This is a genomic window from Rhodococcus sp. RS1C4, assembly GCF_002258225.1.
Lineage (GTDB): Bacteria > Actinomycetota > Actinomycetes > Mycobacteriales > Mycobacteriaceae > Rhodococcoides > Rhodococcoides fascians_E.
This window is the reverse complement of the sequence record NZ_NOXZ01000005.1, coordinates 19188-35926: the sequence shown is the minus strand read 5'-3', so window position 1 is coordinate 35926 and position 16739 is coordinate 19188. Positions and strand designations below refer to the sequence as shown.

Genomic DNA, 16739 nt, shown 5'->3' with positions numbered 1-16739 from the left:
ACAGTCAAAGGACATCGCCATGACGCACGCCGTGAACACTTCCGCCATGCCCGCTGCCGTCGACGTCGCATCTCTGGATCTTCGTCCGTCCGAGACCGCGCTGCGTTTGCGCGAGAGCTTGGTCGAGTTCATGCACACGCACGTCTTTCCCGCCGAGGCCGAGTACGAGCGCTACCGCGCCTCGGTGGGCCCCGAGGACAGCTCGCTTCCTCCCGTCGTCGAGACGTTGAAGAAGGAAGCGCGCGCACGCGGTCTCTGGAACTTGTTCCTCCCCGCCTATTCCGGGATCAGCCAGCTCGACTACGCAGGACTCGCCGAAATCACCGGGTGGAGTTTGCATCTGGCGCCCGAGGCCACCAACGGCCAGGCGCCGGACACCGGCAACATGGAATTGCTTCATCTGTTCGGCACGGAGGAGCAGCAGCGGACGTGGCTGGAGCCGTTGAAGGAAGGTGAGATTCGGTCCGCGTTCTCCATGACCGAGGTCGAGGTTGCAAGCTCCGACGCCACCAATATCCAGACCCGAATCGTCCGCGACGGCGACCACTACGTGATCAACGGCCGGAAGTGGTGGACAAGCGGTGCAGCCGACCCGCGGTGCCGGTTGCTCATCGTCATGGGCAAGACCGACCCCGACGCTCCGACGCATCGTCAACAGTCGATGGTGCTCGTACCGATCGATACTCCGGGTGTGACCGTCGTACGCGATGTTCCGGTGTTCGGCCGGCTGGATCAGCACGGGCACTGCGAGGTGGTCTACGACGACGTCCGAGTACCCGTCGCCAACATTCTCGGCGAGGAGGGCGCCGGTTTCGCGATCGCGCAGGCACGCCTGGGCCCCGGCCGTATCCACCACTGCATGCGCGCACTCGGTGCTTCCGAGCGAGCACTGTCGTTGATGGTGTCGCGGGCGCAGTCCCGCGTCGCGTTCGGCAAGCCGCTCGCGGAACAGGGTGTGGTGCAGGCCCAGATCGCCGAGTCGCGCATCGCGATCGATCAAGCACGCCTGCTGTGTCAGTACGCATCGAAGATCACCGACGTGCACGGCAACAAAGCCGCGGCACCGTACGTCTCGGCCGCCAAGGTGTCGGTCCCCCGGGTGGCGCTCGACGTCATCGACCGCGCCATCCAGGTTCACGGCGGCGCAGGCGTCAGCGACGACGTGCCACTCGCCGCGATGTACGGCTGGCATCGGGCCATGCGCATCTTCGACGGCCCGGACGAAGTCCACGTGCGCACCATCGCGAAGTCCGAACTGCGCCGGGGGTCCAGCGGTCAGAAGTAGGCGTACTTCGACATTCGGATGACCGGCACTACCCGGCTGCCCTGCCGCAACGCTGTCGTGTCGTCACGGATGGACGTTTCCAACGCGGTGAACACCGCCGATCCTTCGACCAGTTCCGCGATCAGGTCTGGTCTGGTGGGACGCTCACCCGACGCAAGCACGGGAACGAGGTGCCCTGGTCGGGTGAACTCGCACGCCAGTGCATCGCAGTGCGCGAGCGCGCGAGCAGTCGCGGCACGGTCGGCTCCTGAAATACCTGTAGTGGTGCCGTCGACTACATCCACCGACACCCTGGGTGAGCCCAGGTAGAACGAGTTGCGCTGGGACCAGGCGACCGGTGGGAGATCGAGTCGCTCACACGTCTCGTCGTCGACGGTGATGCAGACGAATCCCGATCCGAAGCGAATCAGATGCGCCATCACGGAAACGTCGACGCCCTGCGCTGCGACAACCAGATCACATCCGGTTCCACGAAGATCGTCGACCACCACAACAGGTGCACCCTGCGACAGCGCAATTCGGGCACGTCGGCGTGCGGACCAGGAACGGGCGGGTACGTAATGCCGCGTTGCGGTGGTCATCTCAGACCGTGATCCCGACACGCGACCAGAACGCCTCGAAGCTGGACGGCACCATGTCGGTGCCGCGCACGACCTTGCCGTCGACGAAGCGGTGCGTCATGACCATCGTGATGTCGAGTTCGTCGCCGCCGAGCTTGCGATACGCACGAATGTTGGCGGTCACCAGTTCGTCGCCGACGACCTCGACGCTGATGACCTCGTTGGCGGACGCATCCAGCTTGGCGAGCACACCGAACGCCTCGAGGAACTCGCCCTTGGTGTAGAGCCGCAGGGTGCCTTCGAGGGTGAATCCCGCCCACGTCAGGTCGTCGGAGTACAGCGCGACGAGGGGGCCGGGGTCGCCCGCGTCCGCCGCCGCGAATGCTGCCTTCAATGCTTCTGCATTCTGCTGACTCATGGGTGTCGAACCTCCGTGTCGTGATGATGAGACCCCTGACGGGTCCTGTGTCCTGAATCACTCTGCCCGCGCCGCCCCACTCCGAGAACCGTCCTACTACGTGGTCCGTTACTGGCGGAGGTTCACGCTGGTCCACGGCCTGAAACTTACGTCCGATCACCATGCGTGACCGAAGTTGACCCCCGCACATTGACAACGCAGCACCCGGTGAACGAGAGTGATCCACATCTCGTTCCGATGACGTGCCGAGGAGGCCGAATGAATGCCGACGAGTGGCGCGAGATCCATACGCTTCGTTCGTCGGGAGTTCCCATCAAAGGCATCGCGCAGAGATTGTCGATGTCTCGCAACACCGTTCGACGCGCACTGTCCTTGGACGCGCCCCCGGACGACCACCGCAGCGTTCGTCGATCCGCCGACGACCACGTCGATGCCTCGATTCGTGACGTCATCGCCGGCGCACCGGAGCTCGGAGTCGGCGAGATCGGACGGCGTGTCGGGTGGGACGGGGCGCGGACGACGCTGGTGCGCCGAGTCGACACGGCACGCAGGCAGTTGTCCGAGCTCGCCGAGGCGCCGCCCGAGTGCGAATACACACCGTCGCTGCCGAATTACGCGACACCGTTCGTCGGTAGGGATTCCGAACTGCGCACACTGCAATTGCTCATCGGCACCGAGCGCCTCATCACGATCAACGGTCCCGGCGGCATGGGCAAGACGCGGTTGGCCGTCCACGCCGCCAGTCGTTTCCGTCGAGCATTCGCCGACGGCGTCCGTGTCGTCGAACTGGCGTCCCTGCACATGCCTGAGCTGCTGCCGCAGGCCGTTGCCGACGCGCTCGGCATGTCGAATCGCGGTCTGCAGAGCACGGCGACCCAGAACACGTTGATCGACTACCTCGGTAGCCGTCGAATGTTGTTGGTAATGGACAACTGTGAGCATCTCCTCGATGCCAGCGCGGGACTGATCTCCGCTCTTCTGCGCGGCACGACCCAGGTGCACATCATCGCGACTTCTCGTGAGGTTCTCGGCATCCCGGAGGAGCATCGGTTGGCGTTGCAGCCCATGCACACCACTTCAGGCATGCAGCGTGCCGCACCCGGTGCAGTGGAACTCTTCGAATCCAGGGCGTCGGCGATCCTTCCGACGTTCTCGATCACTCCGTCCAACCGAGACGCGGTCGAGCGGGTCTGCGCTCGCCTCGACGGAATGCCACTGGCGATCGAACTTGCGTGCTCGAGATTGAGTGTTCTGTCGATCGATCAGCTCGCCGCTCGGCTCGATCATCGCCTCGACCTCCTCACCGAAGGCAATCGAACCGGGCCGACCAGGCACCGAAGCCTTCAGGCCACCGTGGACTGGAGTTACGAGCTGTGCACCAGGGAGCAGCAATTGCTCTGGGCACGAACATCGGTATTCGTCGGCGGATTCGACCTGGACATGGCCGAGCAGGTGTGTGCAGGTAGCGGCATCTCCAGTCACGGCATTCTCGACGGCGTGTTCGCGTTGGTGGCCAAGTCGATTCTGCAGCGGATCGAGGAGAACGGTCAGGTCCGCTTCCGAATGCTCGAGACCCTGCGCGAATACGGATTCGCACAGTTGACGTCGGAGGAGGCCGAGGCGCTGCGCAACCGTCATTTCGCATGGTGCGCCGATGTGTTGCACCGCGCCGCAGACAGTTGGTTCGGCCCGGACCAGCTAACCACCAGCTCGTGTGTGCACGACAACCGCGCGGACATCAGGTACGCGCTAGAGCGTGCACTGCGCTCCCCCGATTCCGAGCAGGCGCGTCGCGGTGCGAACCTGATCGCCGACGTCTGGTTCCTCTGGGCGTGTGGGATCTCCGTCCCCGAGCATCGGCTCTGGCTGGACCGGGTGATCGGGCAACCCGAGTTCGCCGACATCCGAGACAGGGCTTCGGCCACGGCCGGTCTGGTGATGACGCTCCAGGGAGACCGTGTCGCCGCCGACGAGGTGTTGCGACGTGCGATCGAATCGGGTGGCGACGATCCGCTCGTGCGCGCGTTCTCGACGCATGTGCTGGGTCTCAACGAGTTCTTCGACGGCCGATTCGACTCGGCTGTCGACTTCTTGACCACCTCACGCGAGCTCTACCGCCATATCCCCGAGCGTGTGGACCTGCTGTGCACCATGAAGATTCATCTGGGAATGGTGTACAGCTTCACCGGCAAGCTCGACGAGGCCCACGCCGCGTTCGAATGGGTCAGGGTTCTCGCGGAGGACAGCGGTGAGACCTGGCTTCGTTCGTACGCCGTCTACGGCCTAGGGCTGGTCGCGCTGGTGGCCGAACGATTTTCCGACGCAGCCGACTTCGCGGTGACCGCGCTCGATCTGCACCGGGCGTTCGACGACGTCGTAGGAACTACGCTGATGACCGACCTGCTCGCGTGGGCCGAGGCAGAATCCGGATCTGCCGACCGCGCAGCGGTACTGCTCGGTGCGGCGTCGGCGATGTGGGGTTCGTTCGGCGAACAGCTCTACGGTTCCGAGCACTGGATCGACAAACGAGAGACGTTCGAGCAACGAGCGCGCACTGCTTTGGGTGCGACAGAGTTCGAGGAACACCGCGCGTCGGGTTCGACCATGTCGGTCTCCGAACTCACCCGATACGCACTCGGCGAGACTGCTCTGACGAGTCCGTCCAAGAATACGTCCACTGCGGCCGTACCCGTCGTCGCGCTCTCGCCCCGCGAGCGTGAGGTCGCCGAGATGCTCGCGCAGGGCATGTCCAACAAAGACATTGCCGCCACACTGGTGCTGTCACCACGCACTATCGAAGGCCACGTCGAACGCGTTCTGCAGAAATTGGGGATGAGCCGCAGACAGGAAGTCGCGGGGTACTTCCAGAGGGTCTAGCGGCGCGACCCGACGACCCGGGCCGCGCCGTGAGAACTAGACCTTGCTCAGGGCGCCGGCATCGATCGGCAATGCGATGCCCGTGACATAGCGTGCTGCGTCCGAGGCGAGCCATACGACGCCGTTGCTGATGTCCACCGCGTCGACCCACGGAACTGGCAACGTGTTCATCGCGCCCTGACATGCTTCACGGAAGTCGTCCTGGGTCGGATGTTCCAGATCGGGACGGAACAGCTTGTACATCGGCTCGTTGTCGATCATGTCGGTCAGCACCGACGTCGGATGAATCGAGTTGCAACGAATGCTGTACTGACCCAGCTCGTTCGACGCAGTACGTGCGAGCCCGGTGACACCGTGTTTCGCAGCGACGTAGTGCGCGAAGTTCGGGAATCCTTGAATCCCGCCGGTGGACGAGATCAGAATGATCGAGCCGCCCTCACCCTGGGAGATCAGGTGCGGCACCGTGGCGCGCATCGTCTTCCAGACGCCCGAGAGATTGATGTCGATCATCTCGTCCCACTGCTCTTCGCTCAGCTCGTGCAGTGGGGCGGAGGAAAAGATGCCGGCGTTGGCGACGACGGTGTCCAGACGCCCGAGCTCCGCAATACCCTCGGACACAGCCGCTTCGAGCTGTCCGAGCTCGCGCACGTCGGCGACGACGGCGTGTGCACGACGGTCGAACTTCTCGATCTCGCGAACCGTCTGGTCCAGATCCTCACGGGAGGATCCCTTGTACTTGGTCGTCTCCGGCTTGCTGCAGAGATCGACGACGATGACGTCGGCACCTTCTTCCGCGAGCCGAACTGCGTGCGAACGTCCCTGTCCGCGCGCGGCTCCGGTGACGAGGGCTACTTTTCCTTCGAGCTGTCCCACTGCGTTCTTCCTTCTCTGTCGACGGGTTTCAGGACTGGTGGTCGTAGCCGGGCACGATCGCCTTGGCGGCCTCGACCAGACTGATCTGATCGACCAGCATGTGCTGTGTGGCAACCGCGATATCGCGGCTGCAACGACCGAGCGCACTGGGGTTGCGGATCGCCTGGCTTCCTGCCCATCGGTGCGCGAACTGCACGATCTCACCGGCCACTTCCTGCACCCAGGTGGTAACCTGACGCAATCGCGCGCGCTGCTCGTCGGTGATGTCCTCACCGCGGCGCGCGGTGTCCTCGGCGTCGCCGTGCGCCTGGTAGACGTACGCGCGAGCGGCCTGAAGCAGAGCCTCGTTCTTCGCGAAGTCGCGAAGGAAGAGCTGCGATTCCCCGACGGGACCGTCGTAACCTGGTCGGTTCTTCTTCGACGCGATCTGCACTACCTCTTCGAGTGCGCGCGTGGCGATTCCGAGGGCGACCGGGGCGTGACCCCCTACGCCGATGCCGAGAAGACCTAATTTGTAGACGGGTTCAGGTCGGACGGGCACCGTGGAGAAGGTTTCCATCGTGAACCTGTCCGGGACGAAGACGTCGTCGACGAGATAGTCGTAGCTTCCGGTTCCGACCATACCCATCACGTCCCAGTTTCCGAGAAACTCCACGTCGGTACGGGGCAGGAAGCCGATTCGGCAGTCCGGGCCGCCGTTGGCGTCGAGCACGGGGTTGCCCGCGTCGTCGTGTACGACGAATCCTGCACCGATCCACGATGCGTGCGCCGATCCGCTGCCGAACTGAAACTTGCCGGTGACCCGATATCCGCCGTCGACGCGCACTGCCTTACCGGTGGGCATGATCATGCCTGCGGTGATGCCGCGGGCCGGGCCGTCGAACATTTCGCGGGCTCCGACATCGTTCATGAACCCGACTGCGACTCCGGTGGAGAACGCATTGGCCATCAGCGCCCAGCCGGTGGACCCGTCGGCGCGTGAGATCTCCTCGATCACCTTCAAAGCTTCGACGATTCCCTTTCCGCCGCCGCCGAATTCGGCAGGGACGAGCAGCCAGAAGAGCTCCTGCTCGACGAGAGCTTCGTAGACGGCCGACGTGATGGTGGCGTCGGATTCGATGGTGTTCGCTTCGCGTTCGACGACACGGGCAACCGTTCGTGCCCGTTCGGCGTAATCAGGCGACAAGCTGGTGGTGACGGGAGCGTCGATGGTGCTGGTCATGTGCTGTACGACCTTTCGTTCGAGCACGGCTTCGGTATGACTCACATCACAATGCTCGGCGCAGCCCCCGGACGGACGCGCAGAACTACGTGATCCACTACGTGCTTGCGAGAACCCGACCGGGACCAGGGGGAATATCGATAGCATTTCGGTCATGCAGTCGCAGGTGGAGCACACGCGGTCGTGGCAGGACGTGTTGTCCGCCGAGCACATGCGTCGAATTCTCGAAGTCCTGGAAGTGGCGCGGTCGTCGGCAGGTGGGACTCGATACAAGGAAGCCTTGGTGGATGCCATCGCGACGGTGTTCGACGTCCGCGACGTGACGTTCTTCTTCGGCACGACCTATCCGACGGTGTTCGCGGATCCCGCTCCTCTGCTCACCGGTGCCGCCGAGCCGTTGCTGCGTGAATATCAGGAAAGGTGGCGGGACAAGGACGTGTTCGCGCTCCCCCGGGCACGACGCGTACTCACCGACGACGGCTTCGCGACGCTCGACGATCTGGCGAGACTACCCGTGCCTCAACGTTCCTACGTCGAGGATTATCTCGCGCCGCACGGGATGGGCACGGCGTCGGCGATTCATCTGCGGTTCGCCGACGGTGAGGCGTTGGTGGGCATGTTCGACCGTGAACGGTACTGGGATCGGAGCGACATCACCGCGATGAAGTTCCTGGCCGGTCATCTGCGTGCGAGTGCGAGGTCCGTCGCCATCGGAGAAGCGCCCCCCGAGGCGGATCCGTTCGTCGGGCTCAGTCCGCGGCAGTGGGATGTCGCGGAGCTGATCGGCGACGGTCTGACCAATGCAGAGATCGCGGTCGAGCTGAACCTGACGGAGATGACGGTCAAGAAGTACGTCAGCCGCATCTTCGACACGACCGGTTTCCGCAATCGCGCTGCTCTCGCGGCGTCGGTGTCTCGGCGGGTCAGCCTGTAACTGTCCTCTTTCGAGGACTGTTTCACGCTGTGGCGTGGGTCATACGGTGATCGTGACAATGTTGCCCGTCACACCTGGAGATCACATGACGCGCCTGAAGTTCGGAACGTTCCTCGCCCCGATCCACACCCCCGGCCAGAATCCGACGCTGCTTCTGCAGCGCGATCTCGAACTCGTGGAGTACTTGGAGAAACTGGGGTACGACGAGGCATGGTTCGGCGAGCACCACTCGGCGGGCGCCGAGATCTATGCCTCTCCCGAGATCATGATCGCCGCGGCGGGTGAGCGTACGAGCCGCATCAAGCTGGGCACCGGCGTCACGTCCGTGAGCTACCACAACCCACTGTGGGCGGCCGAGCGGATGGTGATGCTCGATCACCTCACGCACGGCCGCGTCCTGTTCGGGCTCGGACCGGGCTCGCTTCCCACCGACGCCGCGATGCTCGGCCTGTCCCAGATCGACACGAGGGAACTGCTCGCCGAGAACGCCGACATCATCATGCGTCTGCTGCGCGGAGAGACCGTCACCGCCAAGACTCGCACCCATGAACTGTTCGACGCCAAGATCCAGATGGCGCCGTACTCCGACCCACTGTTCGACGTCGTCGTGGCGGCCATCGCGTCGCCCACCGGCGCTCGTCTCGCCGGGAAGCACGGAATCGGTTTGCTCTCCATCGCAGCGACTCTGACGCCCGACGGGTTCAGCGCGCTGCAGCATCACTGGGGGATGCTCGAAGAATTCGCCGAGCAGGCAGGCCGCGCCGACGAGGTGGATCGTTCGACGTGGCGTCTCGTCGGACCGTTCCACATCGCCGAGACCGTCGAGCAGGCCTACGAGGACGTCGAACACGGAATCGAATACTGGTTCAACTACCTTCAGCATGTTGCTGCGTTCCCGCAGATGGATGTTCGCGGTACCAACAAGAAGGAAATGATCGACTTCATCAACACCTCCGGCATCGGCGTCATCGGTACCGCCGAGCAGGCCCGCGCTCAGGTACAGCGCCTTGTCGATCAGTCGGGCGGTTTCGGGACTCTGCTGGTCCAGGGCCACGACTGGGCGAATCCGCAGGCCACCAGGCGTTCCTACGAACTGTTCGCCCAGGACGTCATGCCGTATTTCCAGGGCCAGGCGCAGCCGATGCTAGACGCCGCCGAGCGTGCGCAGGCCGTCCGAGAAGGGCAGGCCGACGAGCACCGCAAGGCCGTCGACCACATGACCAAGAAGTACAACGCAGAACTCGGGCGGTGATCGGACATGGCATCGGTGTCTGTGCGCCAGGAGTACTCGCAGTCCGCGGAATCGGTGTGGGCCGTGGTCGGTGACCCGGCCGGCGCCGCGAACTGGATTCCGTCACTGGACACGTCGAGGCTCGACGGCGAGGTACGACACGTCGTCTTCACCGACGGTAATCCCGCCCGGGAGCGGATCGTGTCCCACGACGACGACTCCCGTACGTACACCTACGAATACATCGACGGGCCACTTCCGCTCGCGAAGTACACCTCCACCATCCGCGTCGACGCCACCGCGAACGGATCCGTCGTCTCGTGGGACGCCGAGTTCACCGCTGCCGGTGACGATCCGGCTGCCCTCGAATCGCAGCTCGAGACCGGAATCGGCGAGATCTACCAGGGCGCACTCGACGAAGTCGCTCGCGTGGCCGCACCGTGAGCAAATCGTTGACGAATTTGTTCGAGAAGGTCACGGTGATGCACTCGGCCGATCACTGGGCGGCTGCTCACCGCGACCTGACCGACATCTTCGGCCCGGCCTCGTTCTCCGACGGCGCTGCGTGGGCGGTGTTTCCCGGACTCAGTCTGTCCGACGAGCAGGGGCCTTCGTGGTCCCTGCTCGCCAAGACCGGCGATCTCGACGCCGTCGCACGGGAGGCGGCACGTCTGGGGTGGGCGGTCGGCGAACCCACGGTCGGCGGGCACGAGGCGCGCCTTCCGTTGACCACGCCGGCGGGCCTCACCGTCGTCGCATATTCCTCTACCAGCCAGGGACTCTCATGAACGACACCGCTGTCGACCCCACCACTTCCGCACGGTGCTCGGCGAATTCAGCACCGGGGTGGTGGTCGTGACCTCGCTCGAGTCCGAGAACACTCCCATCGGGCTGGCCGTCGGATCGTTCGCTTCGGTGTCGCTGGACCCACCACTGGTGGCGTTCTTCGTCGCGCAGACCTCCAGGACATTCCCGAGAATCGCTGCTACAGGACGATTCTGCGCGAACATCCTGTCCCACGATCAAGTCGATGTGTGCCGGGCGTTCTCCCGTTCCGGAGGCGACAAATTCGATGGAGTCGCATGGGAACCGTCGCCGAGTGGAAGTCCCGTTCTCGACGGGGTGCACGGATGGATCGACTGCACGATCACATCGGTGCAGCGGCTGGGCGATCATGATCTGGTGGTCGGAGAGGTTCACCAGCTCGACGCAGCGGTCGGTGATCGCTCGCCGTTGGTGTTCTACCGCTCCGGGTTTCACGCGCTGCGCTGATTCGGTACGACCACCCCTCGGTGATGCACGACCGTGTGCACCACCGAGGGTCTCGGTCAGCCGACCTTCATTTCACCCATCTCGCCCCAGCCGGTGGCGCCGATGGTTTCGCTGATGATCTTCGGAGTGGAGGCGAGTCCCTTCGGCAGTTCTTCGACGGCCTTCTTGAAGTGATCGCTGTTCACGTGCGCTCCACCTGCGTCACCGTCGCGGAATGCCTCGACGAGGACGTAGACGTTCGGCTCTTCCAGGCTGCGTGACCATTCGAACCACAGATTGCCTTCCTCGGCGCGTGTTGCTGCGGTGAACTCGGCCACGTGCTCCGGCCAGCGCTCGGTCCAATCGGGCTTGGTCTCGAACTTGACGACGATGAAGATCATGAAAGCTCCTATGCGTTGACGAGGTCAGGGGGTGAGGATCGCACGGCCGCGGATGGCACCGGCATCGAGATCGTCGATGGCACTTTGGAAGTCGTCGAGCGCGTACTTCGCGGTGTGCAACACCACCGATCCCCGAGCAGCCAAGGCCATCAGGTCGCACAGGTCGTTGTAGGACCCCACCAGGTTACCGATGATGTTGATCTCGGAGGACACGATGTCGATGGTGGGGACGTCGATGTTCTCGCCGTATCCGACGACGTAGTAGTTGCCGGCGCCGCGCAGCATCGCCACGCCTTCCTTCGTCGCGCCGCCTTCGCCGACGAAGTCGATGACGGCTTCGCCGCCGTTGCCGTTCGTCAGGTCCAGCACCTGCTCGATGTGGGTGCCGTCGGCGACGATGCCGTGATCGGCCCCGATAGATGTGGCCAGTTCGACTGCCGCCTGGTTGCGGTCGACGACGACGATCTCCGCGGCTGTCAGCGATTTCAGTACCTGAATACCGATGTGCCCCAGGCCTCCTGCACCGATGACGATCACCTTGTCACGTGGCGTCAGGTGCTTCGACGCCTTGGCTGCCGCGTGATATGCCGTCAGGCCTGCGTCGGCGAGGGCCGCGACGTCGGCGGGTTCGAGAGAGTCGTCGATCTTGACGACGCTTCGCGCGGACGTCTTCAGGTACTCGGCGTATCCACCGTTGGTGTCGATTCCGGGGAACTGATTGAATTCGCAGTGCACGTCGTCCCCGGATCGGCAGGCGCGGCACAGTCCGCACGTGATCAGCGGGTGGACGATCACCTTGTCGCCTTCGGCGACGTTGGTGACGGCGGACCCGACCGCGTGCACCCATCCCGCGTTCTCGTGACCGATCGTGTACGGCAGCTGTACGTTCGATTTCTCTGCCCACTGCCCTTCGAGGATGTGCAGGTCGGTTCGGCACACCCCGGCGCCGCCGATCTTCACGATGACGTCGAAAGGTCCTGTGGGCGTTGGAATCGGGAGCTCCGTCATCTGCAGTTTGTCGTGGTATCCCACAACCTGTACAGCTCTCATCGTGCTCATGTTCTCGTCCTTAACGGGGTTTCAAGCGTTGACAGTGGTGCGATCGGGGTCGTCGTAGCGGGTCCGAAGCAACCCTCGGCAGAAGTGCGCATTGCCGTCGATCGAGATGCGCGTCGACCGTGCACGTCGCAAGGCAAGCGGTACGTCGATCTGGGCATAGTCGTTTCCCTCGTGATCGACCATCACCAGGCTGTCCGGAGTCGTCGGCAATCCGATGGTGCTTCGTCGCCGCAGCAATGCATGTGTCGTCTCGTCTTCGGGCAGCTCACCCAGCAGAACAGTGCCCATCTCACGCATGTCGCGTGACGGATCCCTCCGCAGAAGCGCCGTCAGGCACCGCTCCATCGCCGCGACGTGGGCCTTCCGCTGAAAGGTCGTCCGGAGCTCTTCCAGATCGTCCTCGGCTTCGTGGGCGAACGTACCGCGATAGCCCGCATCGGCGGCGAGACCGGCGTTGATGATCGCCGAATCATGGTGATCGTCGAGTTCGACGGTGACCTGCGCGGTCCACTCGAGCGTCGTCAGAACGTCTTTCGCATCCGAGGCCATCAGATACGCGAAGTTGGGCGCGCAGAACGACGTCGGAAGCCGCAAGTGCACCACTACGTCACCCTCGCCCGACACGGTGACGGACTGTACGAAATCGAGATCGGTGATGGGCTGGTCGAGCTCGGGATCGACGACCGCCCCGAGTGCCTCCAGCGCCGCAGCTTCTCTGATGTCCGGCACGGCTACGCACCCACCAGATGCTCGTCGGCGGCTTGTTCTGCGCCGCGGGGTCCGGTCTCCGTCTCATCGGCGTCGGCTAGACGGAGATCCTCCGGGACCGGAATGTCGTACATCTTCGCGGCGTTCAGGCCGAGGATCTTCTTCTTCTGGTCCAGGGTGATCTGCGGATACTCGCTCAACTCGTCGGGGATCTGGAATTCGACGAATGCCTCGATCAGCCACCTCGGGGTCCACAAGGCGTAGTCGGAGGAGAACTGGATGCGATCTTCGCCGAGCCAGTACAGAAGTTCTCCGATGATCTGAGCGAAGTACTTCGGCCTGGTGTGCATGAAGGGCATGGCGACGGCGAGTCCGGCATGCACGTTCGGTTCCTGGGTCGCGATCCAGCAGAAGTCCTCCAGCCGCGGAAGCCCGCAGTGTTCGACGACGAAGTTCAGATCGGTGAAGTCGGTCGCGATGTGGTCGACATCGGCGACATCGAAGGCGTCGCGGTCGAGCGGCCTGATCGTCGGACCTTTGTGGACGTGGATGTTGGTGATTCCGAGTTCACGGCACACCTCGAGGTAGCGGCGCGTCCAGTCGTCGTCGAGCTTGTATCCGCGGGAATCACCGTTCCACTCGGCGGTGTAGAGCTTCACGCCTTTCAGGCCGAATCGCTCGGCATCGGCCCGTAGCTGATCGAGACCCGCCTCGCCGTTGCGAGGATCGAAATTGTGGTTGTACGTCAAGATGTCGGAATGCTTCTGGGTCAGCGCCCACGCTTCCTCGGTCTGGCCGAATCCGTTCACGTAGAACTCGCCCAGATGAGCCGGCTGAAAGATCGCGTGGTCGACGTAACCGTCGATGAACAGGTCTTTGATCAGGCGTTCACCGCCCTGGTAGAGGTACTCGTCGTACGTCCAGAGCTCGGATTCCGGTGACAGGTTGCGGTGGTAGTCGTAGAAGCAGTCGATGAACTGCTTGCCGTGGATGTTGCGCTGGTTCTCCTTGCGCGCATCCCACAACGCCACGTGCGCGTCGACGATGAAGAAGCTGTCGTCACCCTTTTTGTACATGTCGATCCCTTCCGTCGTGTGACTGGCGCCACAGTTCGTAGTTCGACGGTAGGTCCGCTCGCCCCGGCTGCCGAGGCCCTGGCTGTCTCAATCTGAGACGTCGCATCGTCATTCTGTTATGTAATCTGGATCACATGCATCGGAGACGGTGCGCACTCCCGACCACGAGGACTTCGGTGATCGACGACCACCCCGCCCTGAACCGCCGCGACGACGTACCAGGCACCCTGGTGCCCGGTCGTCTACGTGCGTCGTGGTTGCGTAGTGAGCGGTACGGCATCTCGATCGACGCCGTGGAGCCGGTGTTCGCGGGCACCGAACCGCCGGAGTCCCTGTTCCACGAGTGCGGCAACGAGGTGCTCGCCGATCTGCACCGAACGTTGTCCAGCGAACCCGTCGGCATGATGCTGACGGACGCCGACGGTGTTGTCCTGAGCAGGGTCAGCGGCGACCACTCTCTGCTGCGTGCACTCGACGCGGTGCATCTTGCTCCCGGCTTCGGTTACTCCGAGCGGGAGGTGGGCACCAACGGTCTCGGTCTGGCGCTCGCGGACATCGCACCCACCCTCGTCAGAGCCGAGCAGCACTACTCGCACAGTCTGACCGGTTTCACCTGTGCCGCTGCACCGGTCGTCGACCCTGCCACGGGCAGGCTGGAAGGCGCAGTGAACCTGACGACGTGGGCGCGAACGTCGAGTGATCTGCTGCTGACGCTCGCCAGGTCGGCGGCCAGCACCATCCGCACGTCGATGCTGGCACGCGGTTCGGGGAACACGCCGCGTCCGACGACGCGGCGTGGCCTCTTCAGGATCGTGCACGCCGCGGGCCGCGCCGTCGCAGACCTCGGTTCCGAGTGGACGACGGCAGTGGCCGAGGCACGATCCGCGATGGACGACGGCATGGCCGTCGCCGCGATCGGCCGGGCGAGCAGCGGACGTTCGACGCTGCTCGAACAATCCGCTCGAGCAGCGTTTCCTCGGCACCGCATCCTCGTCGCATCCGCGCCGGAACCGAACGATCTGCAGACCTGGCTCGACCTGTGGTCGTTCGAAGCCGGGCGACCGGACACCGCAATCGTCGTCCGGGACATCGACGCCCTGCCCGCATACGCCGCCGAGCATCTCGACGGCCTGCTGTTCGCATCCGACGTACTGCGCATGCCTGTTTCGATGACGGCCGAACGGCTCGAGTCGGTGCCGACGGCTCTCCGCAGGCGCGTCCGATCGGTCGTGTCCGTCGCGGCCCTTCAGGACCGTCCCGACGACGTCCTCCCCCTCGCCCGGCACTTCGCCCGCGAGATGCGCGGCCGCGACGTCCAGTTCACGGGCTCAGCGGAACGCGCTTTACGCAACTACGACTGGCCGCACGACGTCGCCGAACTGAAGTCGACGATCACTCGAGCGGTCGGGCGTTCCGATGTTGTCGACACACACGTACTACCCACCGAAATCCTGGCCGGCCCCACCCGTCGACTGTCCAGCATCGAGGCCTTCGAGCGCGGCGAAATCGTGCGCCTTCTCTCCACCGGCCCGATGACGATGCAGCACGCCGCCGAACGCCTCGGAATGAGCAGGGCAACTCTGTATCGCAAAATTGCCTACTACAAAATCGACATGAAGAGTTCTCGCTGATCGGCATTCGTTGTCGCCGCGAATCAGAACCCGATGGGCAGTCCGGCGTAGTTCTCTGCCAAGCCGGTGGCGCCTGCTTCGCTCGACGCCACCCAGCGCAGCTGGGACAGCTGAAGTTGAGCGTCGAACGGATCTGCGCTGGTGTGCAGCATCGTCGTCATCCACCACGAGAAGTGAGTGCATCGCCAGACTCGCCGAAGTGCGTTGTCGCTGTAGGACTCAGCCAGCTCGCCGTCGCCCTTGCGCACCAACGCGACGAGCGCAGGAGCAAGAAGTGCCACGTCGGCGACTGCTAGATTGAGCCCCTTGGCACCGGTCGGTGGGACGATGTGCGCCGCATCGCCGGCGAGGAAGAGGTTGCCGTGCCGCATCGGAGTCTGAACGTAGCTACGCATCGGCAGGACGCTCTTCTCCGTGATCGGACCCGGCGTCAGCTCCCACCCGTTCTGGCCGTGACCGAGCCTGGCGGCCAATGAATCCCATATCCTGTCGTCGGACCAGGTGTTCACATCGGTTCCATTGGGAACCTGCAGGTACAACCGGCTGACGGTGTCGGAGCGCATCGAGTGCATCGCGAAGCCGTTCTGGTGCCAGGCGTAGATCAGTTCGTCGGTCGACGGGGCCACGTCCGCCAGGACGCCGAGCCACGAGTAGGGGTACGTCCGTTCCCAGGTCTGCCGAACCCGGTCGGGCATCGTCGCCCTACTCGGGCCGAACGACCCGTCGCATCCGGCGATCACCGCCGCGTCGACGCGCACTTCGTGCCCGTCGGAATCGGTGAATGTGACGTAGGGAGAATCGGTTTCGACGTCGTGCAGCGCGGTATCGGATACCTCGTAGTAGATCTGTTGACCCGCCGCTTCGCGTGCGGCAACTAAGTCCTTGGTCACCTCGGTCTGTCCGTAGACCCACACGCTGCGGCCGACGAGATCAGTGAAGTCGATATGGTGCCGCTCCTCCGGCCACTGAAGGTAGATGCCGCGATGTTCCTGACCCTCACTGCGCAATCGCGTTCCGAGGCCAATGTCGTCGAGCAGCTGGACGGTCGAGTGCTCGAGAATGCCTGCGCGGATGCGCGAGAGCACGTACTCCTGACTCCGCGTTTCGATCAGAATCGAGTCGACGCCCTGTTCGGCGAGCAGGTGAGACAGCAGTAAGCCGGCAGGCCCTGCTCCGATGATGGCTACCTCTGTACGCATGACGCCCAGTAGAC

17 protein-coding genes are annotated in these 16739 nt (G+C 63.9%); 8 read left to right on the top strand and 9 right to left on the bottom strand.

Annotation, left to right across the window (positions count from 1 at the left end):
- The first annotated feature begins 19 nt into the window (after positions 1-19).
- Positions 20-1285 carry an acyl-CoA dehydrogenase family protein gene (locus CH289_RS01220; protein ID WP_179275260.1) on the top strand — a complete coding sequence of 422 codons (1266 nt, stop codon included), beginning with the start codon at positions 20-22 and terminating at the stop codon, positions 1283-1285.
- Here the strand turns inward: CH289_RS01220 and CH289_RS01215 are convergent.
- Entirely contained in the window at positions 1276-1866 is a 591-nt protein-coding gene (locus CH289_RS01215; RefSeq protein ID WP_094627549.1) for a 3,4-dihydroxy-2-butanone-4-phosphate synthase, read from the bottom strand. The genes CH289_RS01220 and CH289_RS01215 overlap by 10 nt on opposite strands.
- Before the next feature lies 1 nt (position 1867).
- The gene (locus tag CH289_RS01210) at positions 1868-2263 is read right to left on the bottom strand and encodes a nuclear transport factor 2 family protein (RefSeq protein ID WP_094627548.1); all 396 of its coding nucleotides are present in this window, start codon (positions 2261-2263) and stop codon (positions 1868-1870) included.
- A 258-nt stretch (positions 2264-2521) separates the two neighbouring features.
- Here CH289_RS01210 and CH289_RS01205 point away from each other — a divergent pair, with 258 nt between their 5' ends.
- A complete protein-coding gene (locus CH289_RS01205) occupies positions 2522-5140 on the top strand; it encodes a LuxR C-terminal-related transcriptional regulator (RefSeq protein WP_094727061.1) in 2619 nt (872 codons plus the stop codon).
- A gap of 36 nt (positions 5141-5176) precedes the next feature.
- On the opposite strand, the gene CH289_RS01200 is transcribed toward CH289_RS01205, so the two are convergent.
- Together CH289_RS01200 and CH289_RS01195 are read right to left on the bottom strand one after the other, a co-directional pair.
- Complete coding sequence (locus CH289_RS01200; protein ID WP_033189850.1) at positions 5177-6013, bottom strand: mycofactocin-coupled SDR family oxidoreductase; 837 nt, start codon at positions 6011-6013, stop codon at positions 5177-5179.
- Between the two features lie 28 nt (positions 6014-6041).
- Positions 6042-7235 carry an acyl-CoA dehydrogenase family protein gene (locus CH289_RS01195; protein WP_094627617.1) on the bottom strand — a complete coding sequence of 398 codons (1194 nt, stop codon included), beginning with the start codon at positions 7233-7235 and terminating at the stop codon, positions 6042-6044.
- A 154-nt stretch (positions 7236-7389) separates the two neighbouring features.
- On the opposite strand from CH289_RS01195, the gene CH289_RS01190 reads away from it, so the two are divergent.
- From CH289_RS01190 to CH289_RS01170, 5 genes are all read left to right on the top strand, one after another.
- Positions 7390-8169: a helix-turn-helix transcriptional regulator gene (locus CH289_RS01190; protein WP_019663436.1), complete on the top strand. Its 780-nt coding sequence runs from the start codon at positions 7390-7392 to the stop codon at positions 8167-8169.
- Between the two features lie 85 nt (positions 8170-8254).
- On the top strand, positions 8255-9421 hold the full coding sequence (locus CH289_RS01185; protein ID WP_033189987.1) for an LLM class flavin-dependent oxidoreductase: 1167 nt from the start codon (positions 8255-8257) through the stop codon (positions 9419-9421).
- A 6-nt stretch (positions 9422-9427) separates the two neighbouring features.
- Complete coding sequence (locus CH289_RS01180) at positions 9428-9844, top strand: SRPBCC family protein (RefSeq protein WP_019663434.1); 417 nt, start codon at positions 9428-9430, stop codon at positions 9842-9844.
- 8 nt (positions 9845-9852) lie between these two features.
- The gene (locus tag CH289_RS01175) at positions 9853-10188 is read left to right on the top strand and encodes a hypothetical protein (RefSeq protein ID WP_256976915.1); all 336 of its coding nucleotides are present in this window, start codon (positions 9853-9855) and stop codon (positions 10186-10188) included.
- Between the two features lie 67 nt (positions 10189-10255).
- Positions 10256-10672 (top strand): flavin reductase family protein, encoded by a 417-nt coding sequence (locus CH289_RS01170; protein ID WP_256976914.1) that lies wholly within the window; start codon positions 10256-10258, stop codon positions 10670-10672.
- 56 nt (positions 10673-10728) lie between these two features.
- Here the strand turns inward: CH289_RS01170 and CH289_RS01165 are convergent, their stop codons facing one another.
- The 4 genes from CH289_RS01165 to CH289_RS01150 are packed head-to-tail and all read right to left on the bottom strand — an operon-like array spanning position 10729 to position 13895.
- Positions 10729-11052 (bottom strand): putative quinol monooxygenase, encoded by a 324-nt coding sequence (locus CH289_RS01165; protein WP_019663431.1) that lies wholly within the window; start codon positions 11050-11052, stop codon positions 10729-10731.
- Between the two features lie 24 nt (positions 11053-11076).
- The gene (locus CH289_RS01160; protein ID WP_094727059.1) at positions 11077-12102 is read right to left on the bottom strand and encodes an NAD(P)-dependent alcohol dehydrogenase; all 1026 of its coding nucleotides are present in this window, start codon (positions 12100-12102) and stop codon (positions 11077-11079) included.
- Between the two features lie 30 nt (positions 12103-12132).
- Positions 12133-12840 carry an iron-sulfur cluster assembly protein gene (locus CH289_RS01155; protein WP_019663429.1) on the bottom strand — a complete coding sequence of 236 codons (708 nt, stop codon included), beginning with the start codon at positions 12838-12840 and terminating at the stop codon, positions 12133-12135.
- Between the two features lie 2 nt (positions 12841-12842).
- Positions 12843-13895: an amidohydrolase family protein gene (locus tag CH289_RS01150; RefSeq protein ID WP_020111240.1), complete on the bottom strand. Its 1053-nt coding sequence runs from the start codon at positions 13893-13895 to the stop codon at positions 12843-12845.
- A 176-nt stretch (positions 13896-14071) separates the two neighbouring features.
- On the opposite strand from CH289_RS01150, the gene CH289_RS01145 reads away from it, so the two are divergent.
- Positions 14072-15526, top strand: a complete 1455-nt coding sequence (locus CH289_RS01145; protein ID WP_094727040.1) for an AAA-type ATPase lid domain-containing protein — start codon at positions 14072-14074, stop codon at positions 15524-15526.
- Between the two features lie 23 nt (positions 15527-15549).
- Here CH289_RS01145 and CH289_RS01140 read toward each other — a convergent pair whose 3' ends face one another.
- Positions 15550-16725, bottom strand: a complete 1176-nt coding sequence (locus CH289_RS01140; RefSeq protein WP_094727038.1) for a 4-hydroxybenzoate 3-monooxygenase — start codon at positions 16723-16725, stop codon at positions 15550-15552.
- Between the last annotated feature and the right edge of the window lie 14 nt (positions 16726-16739).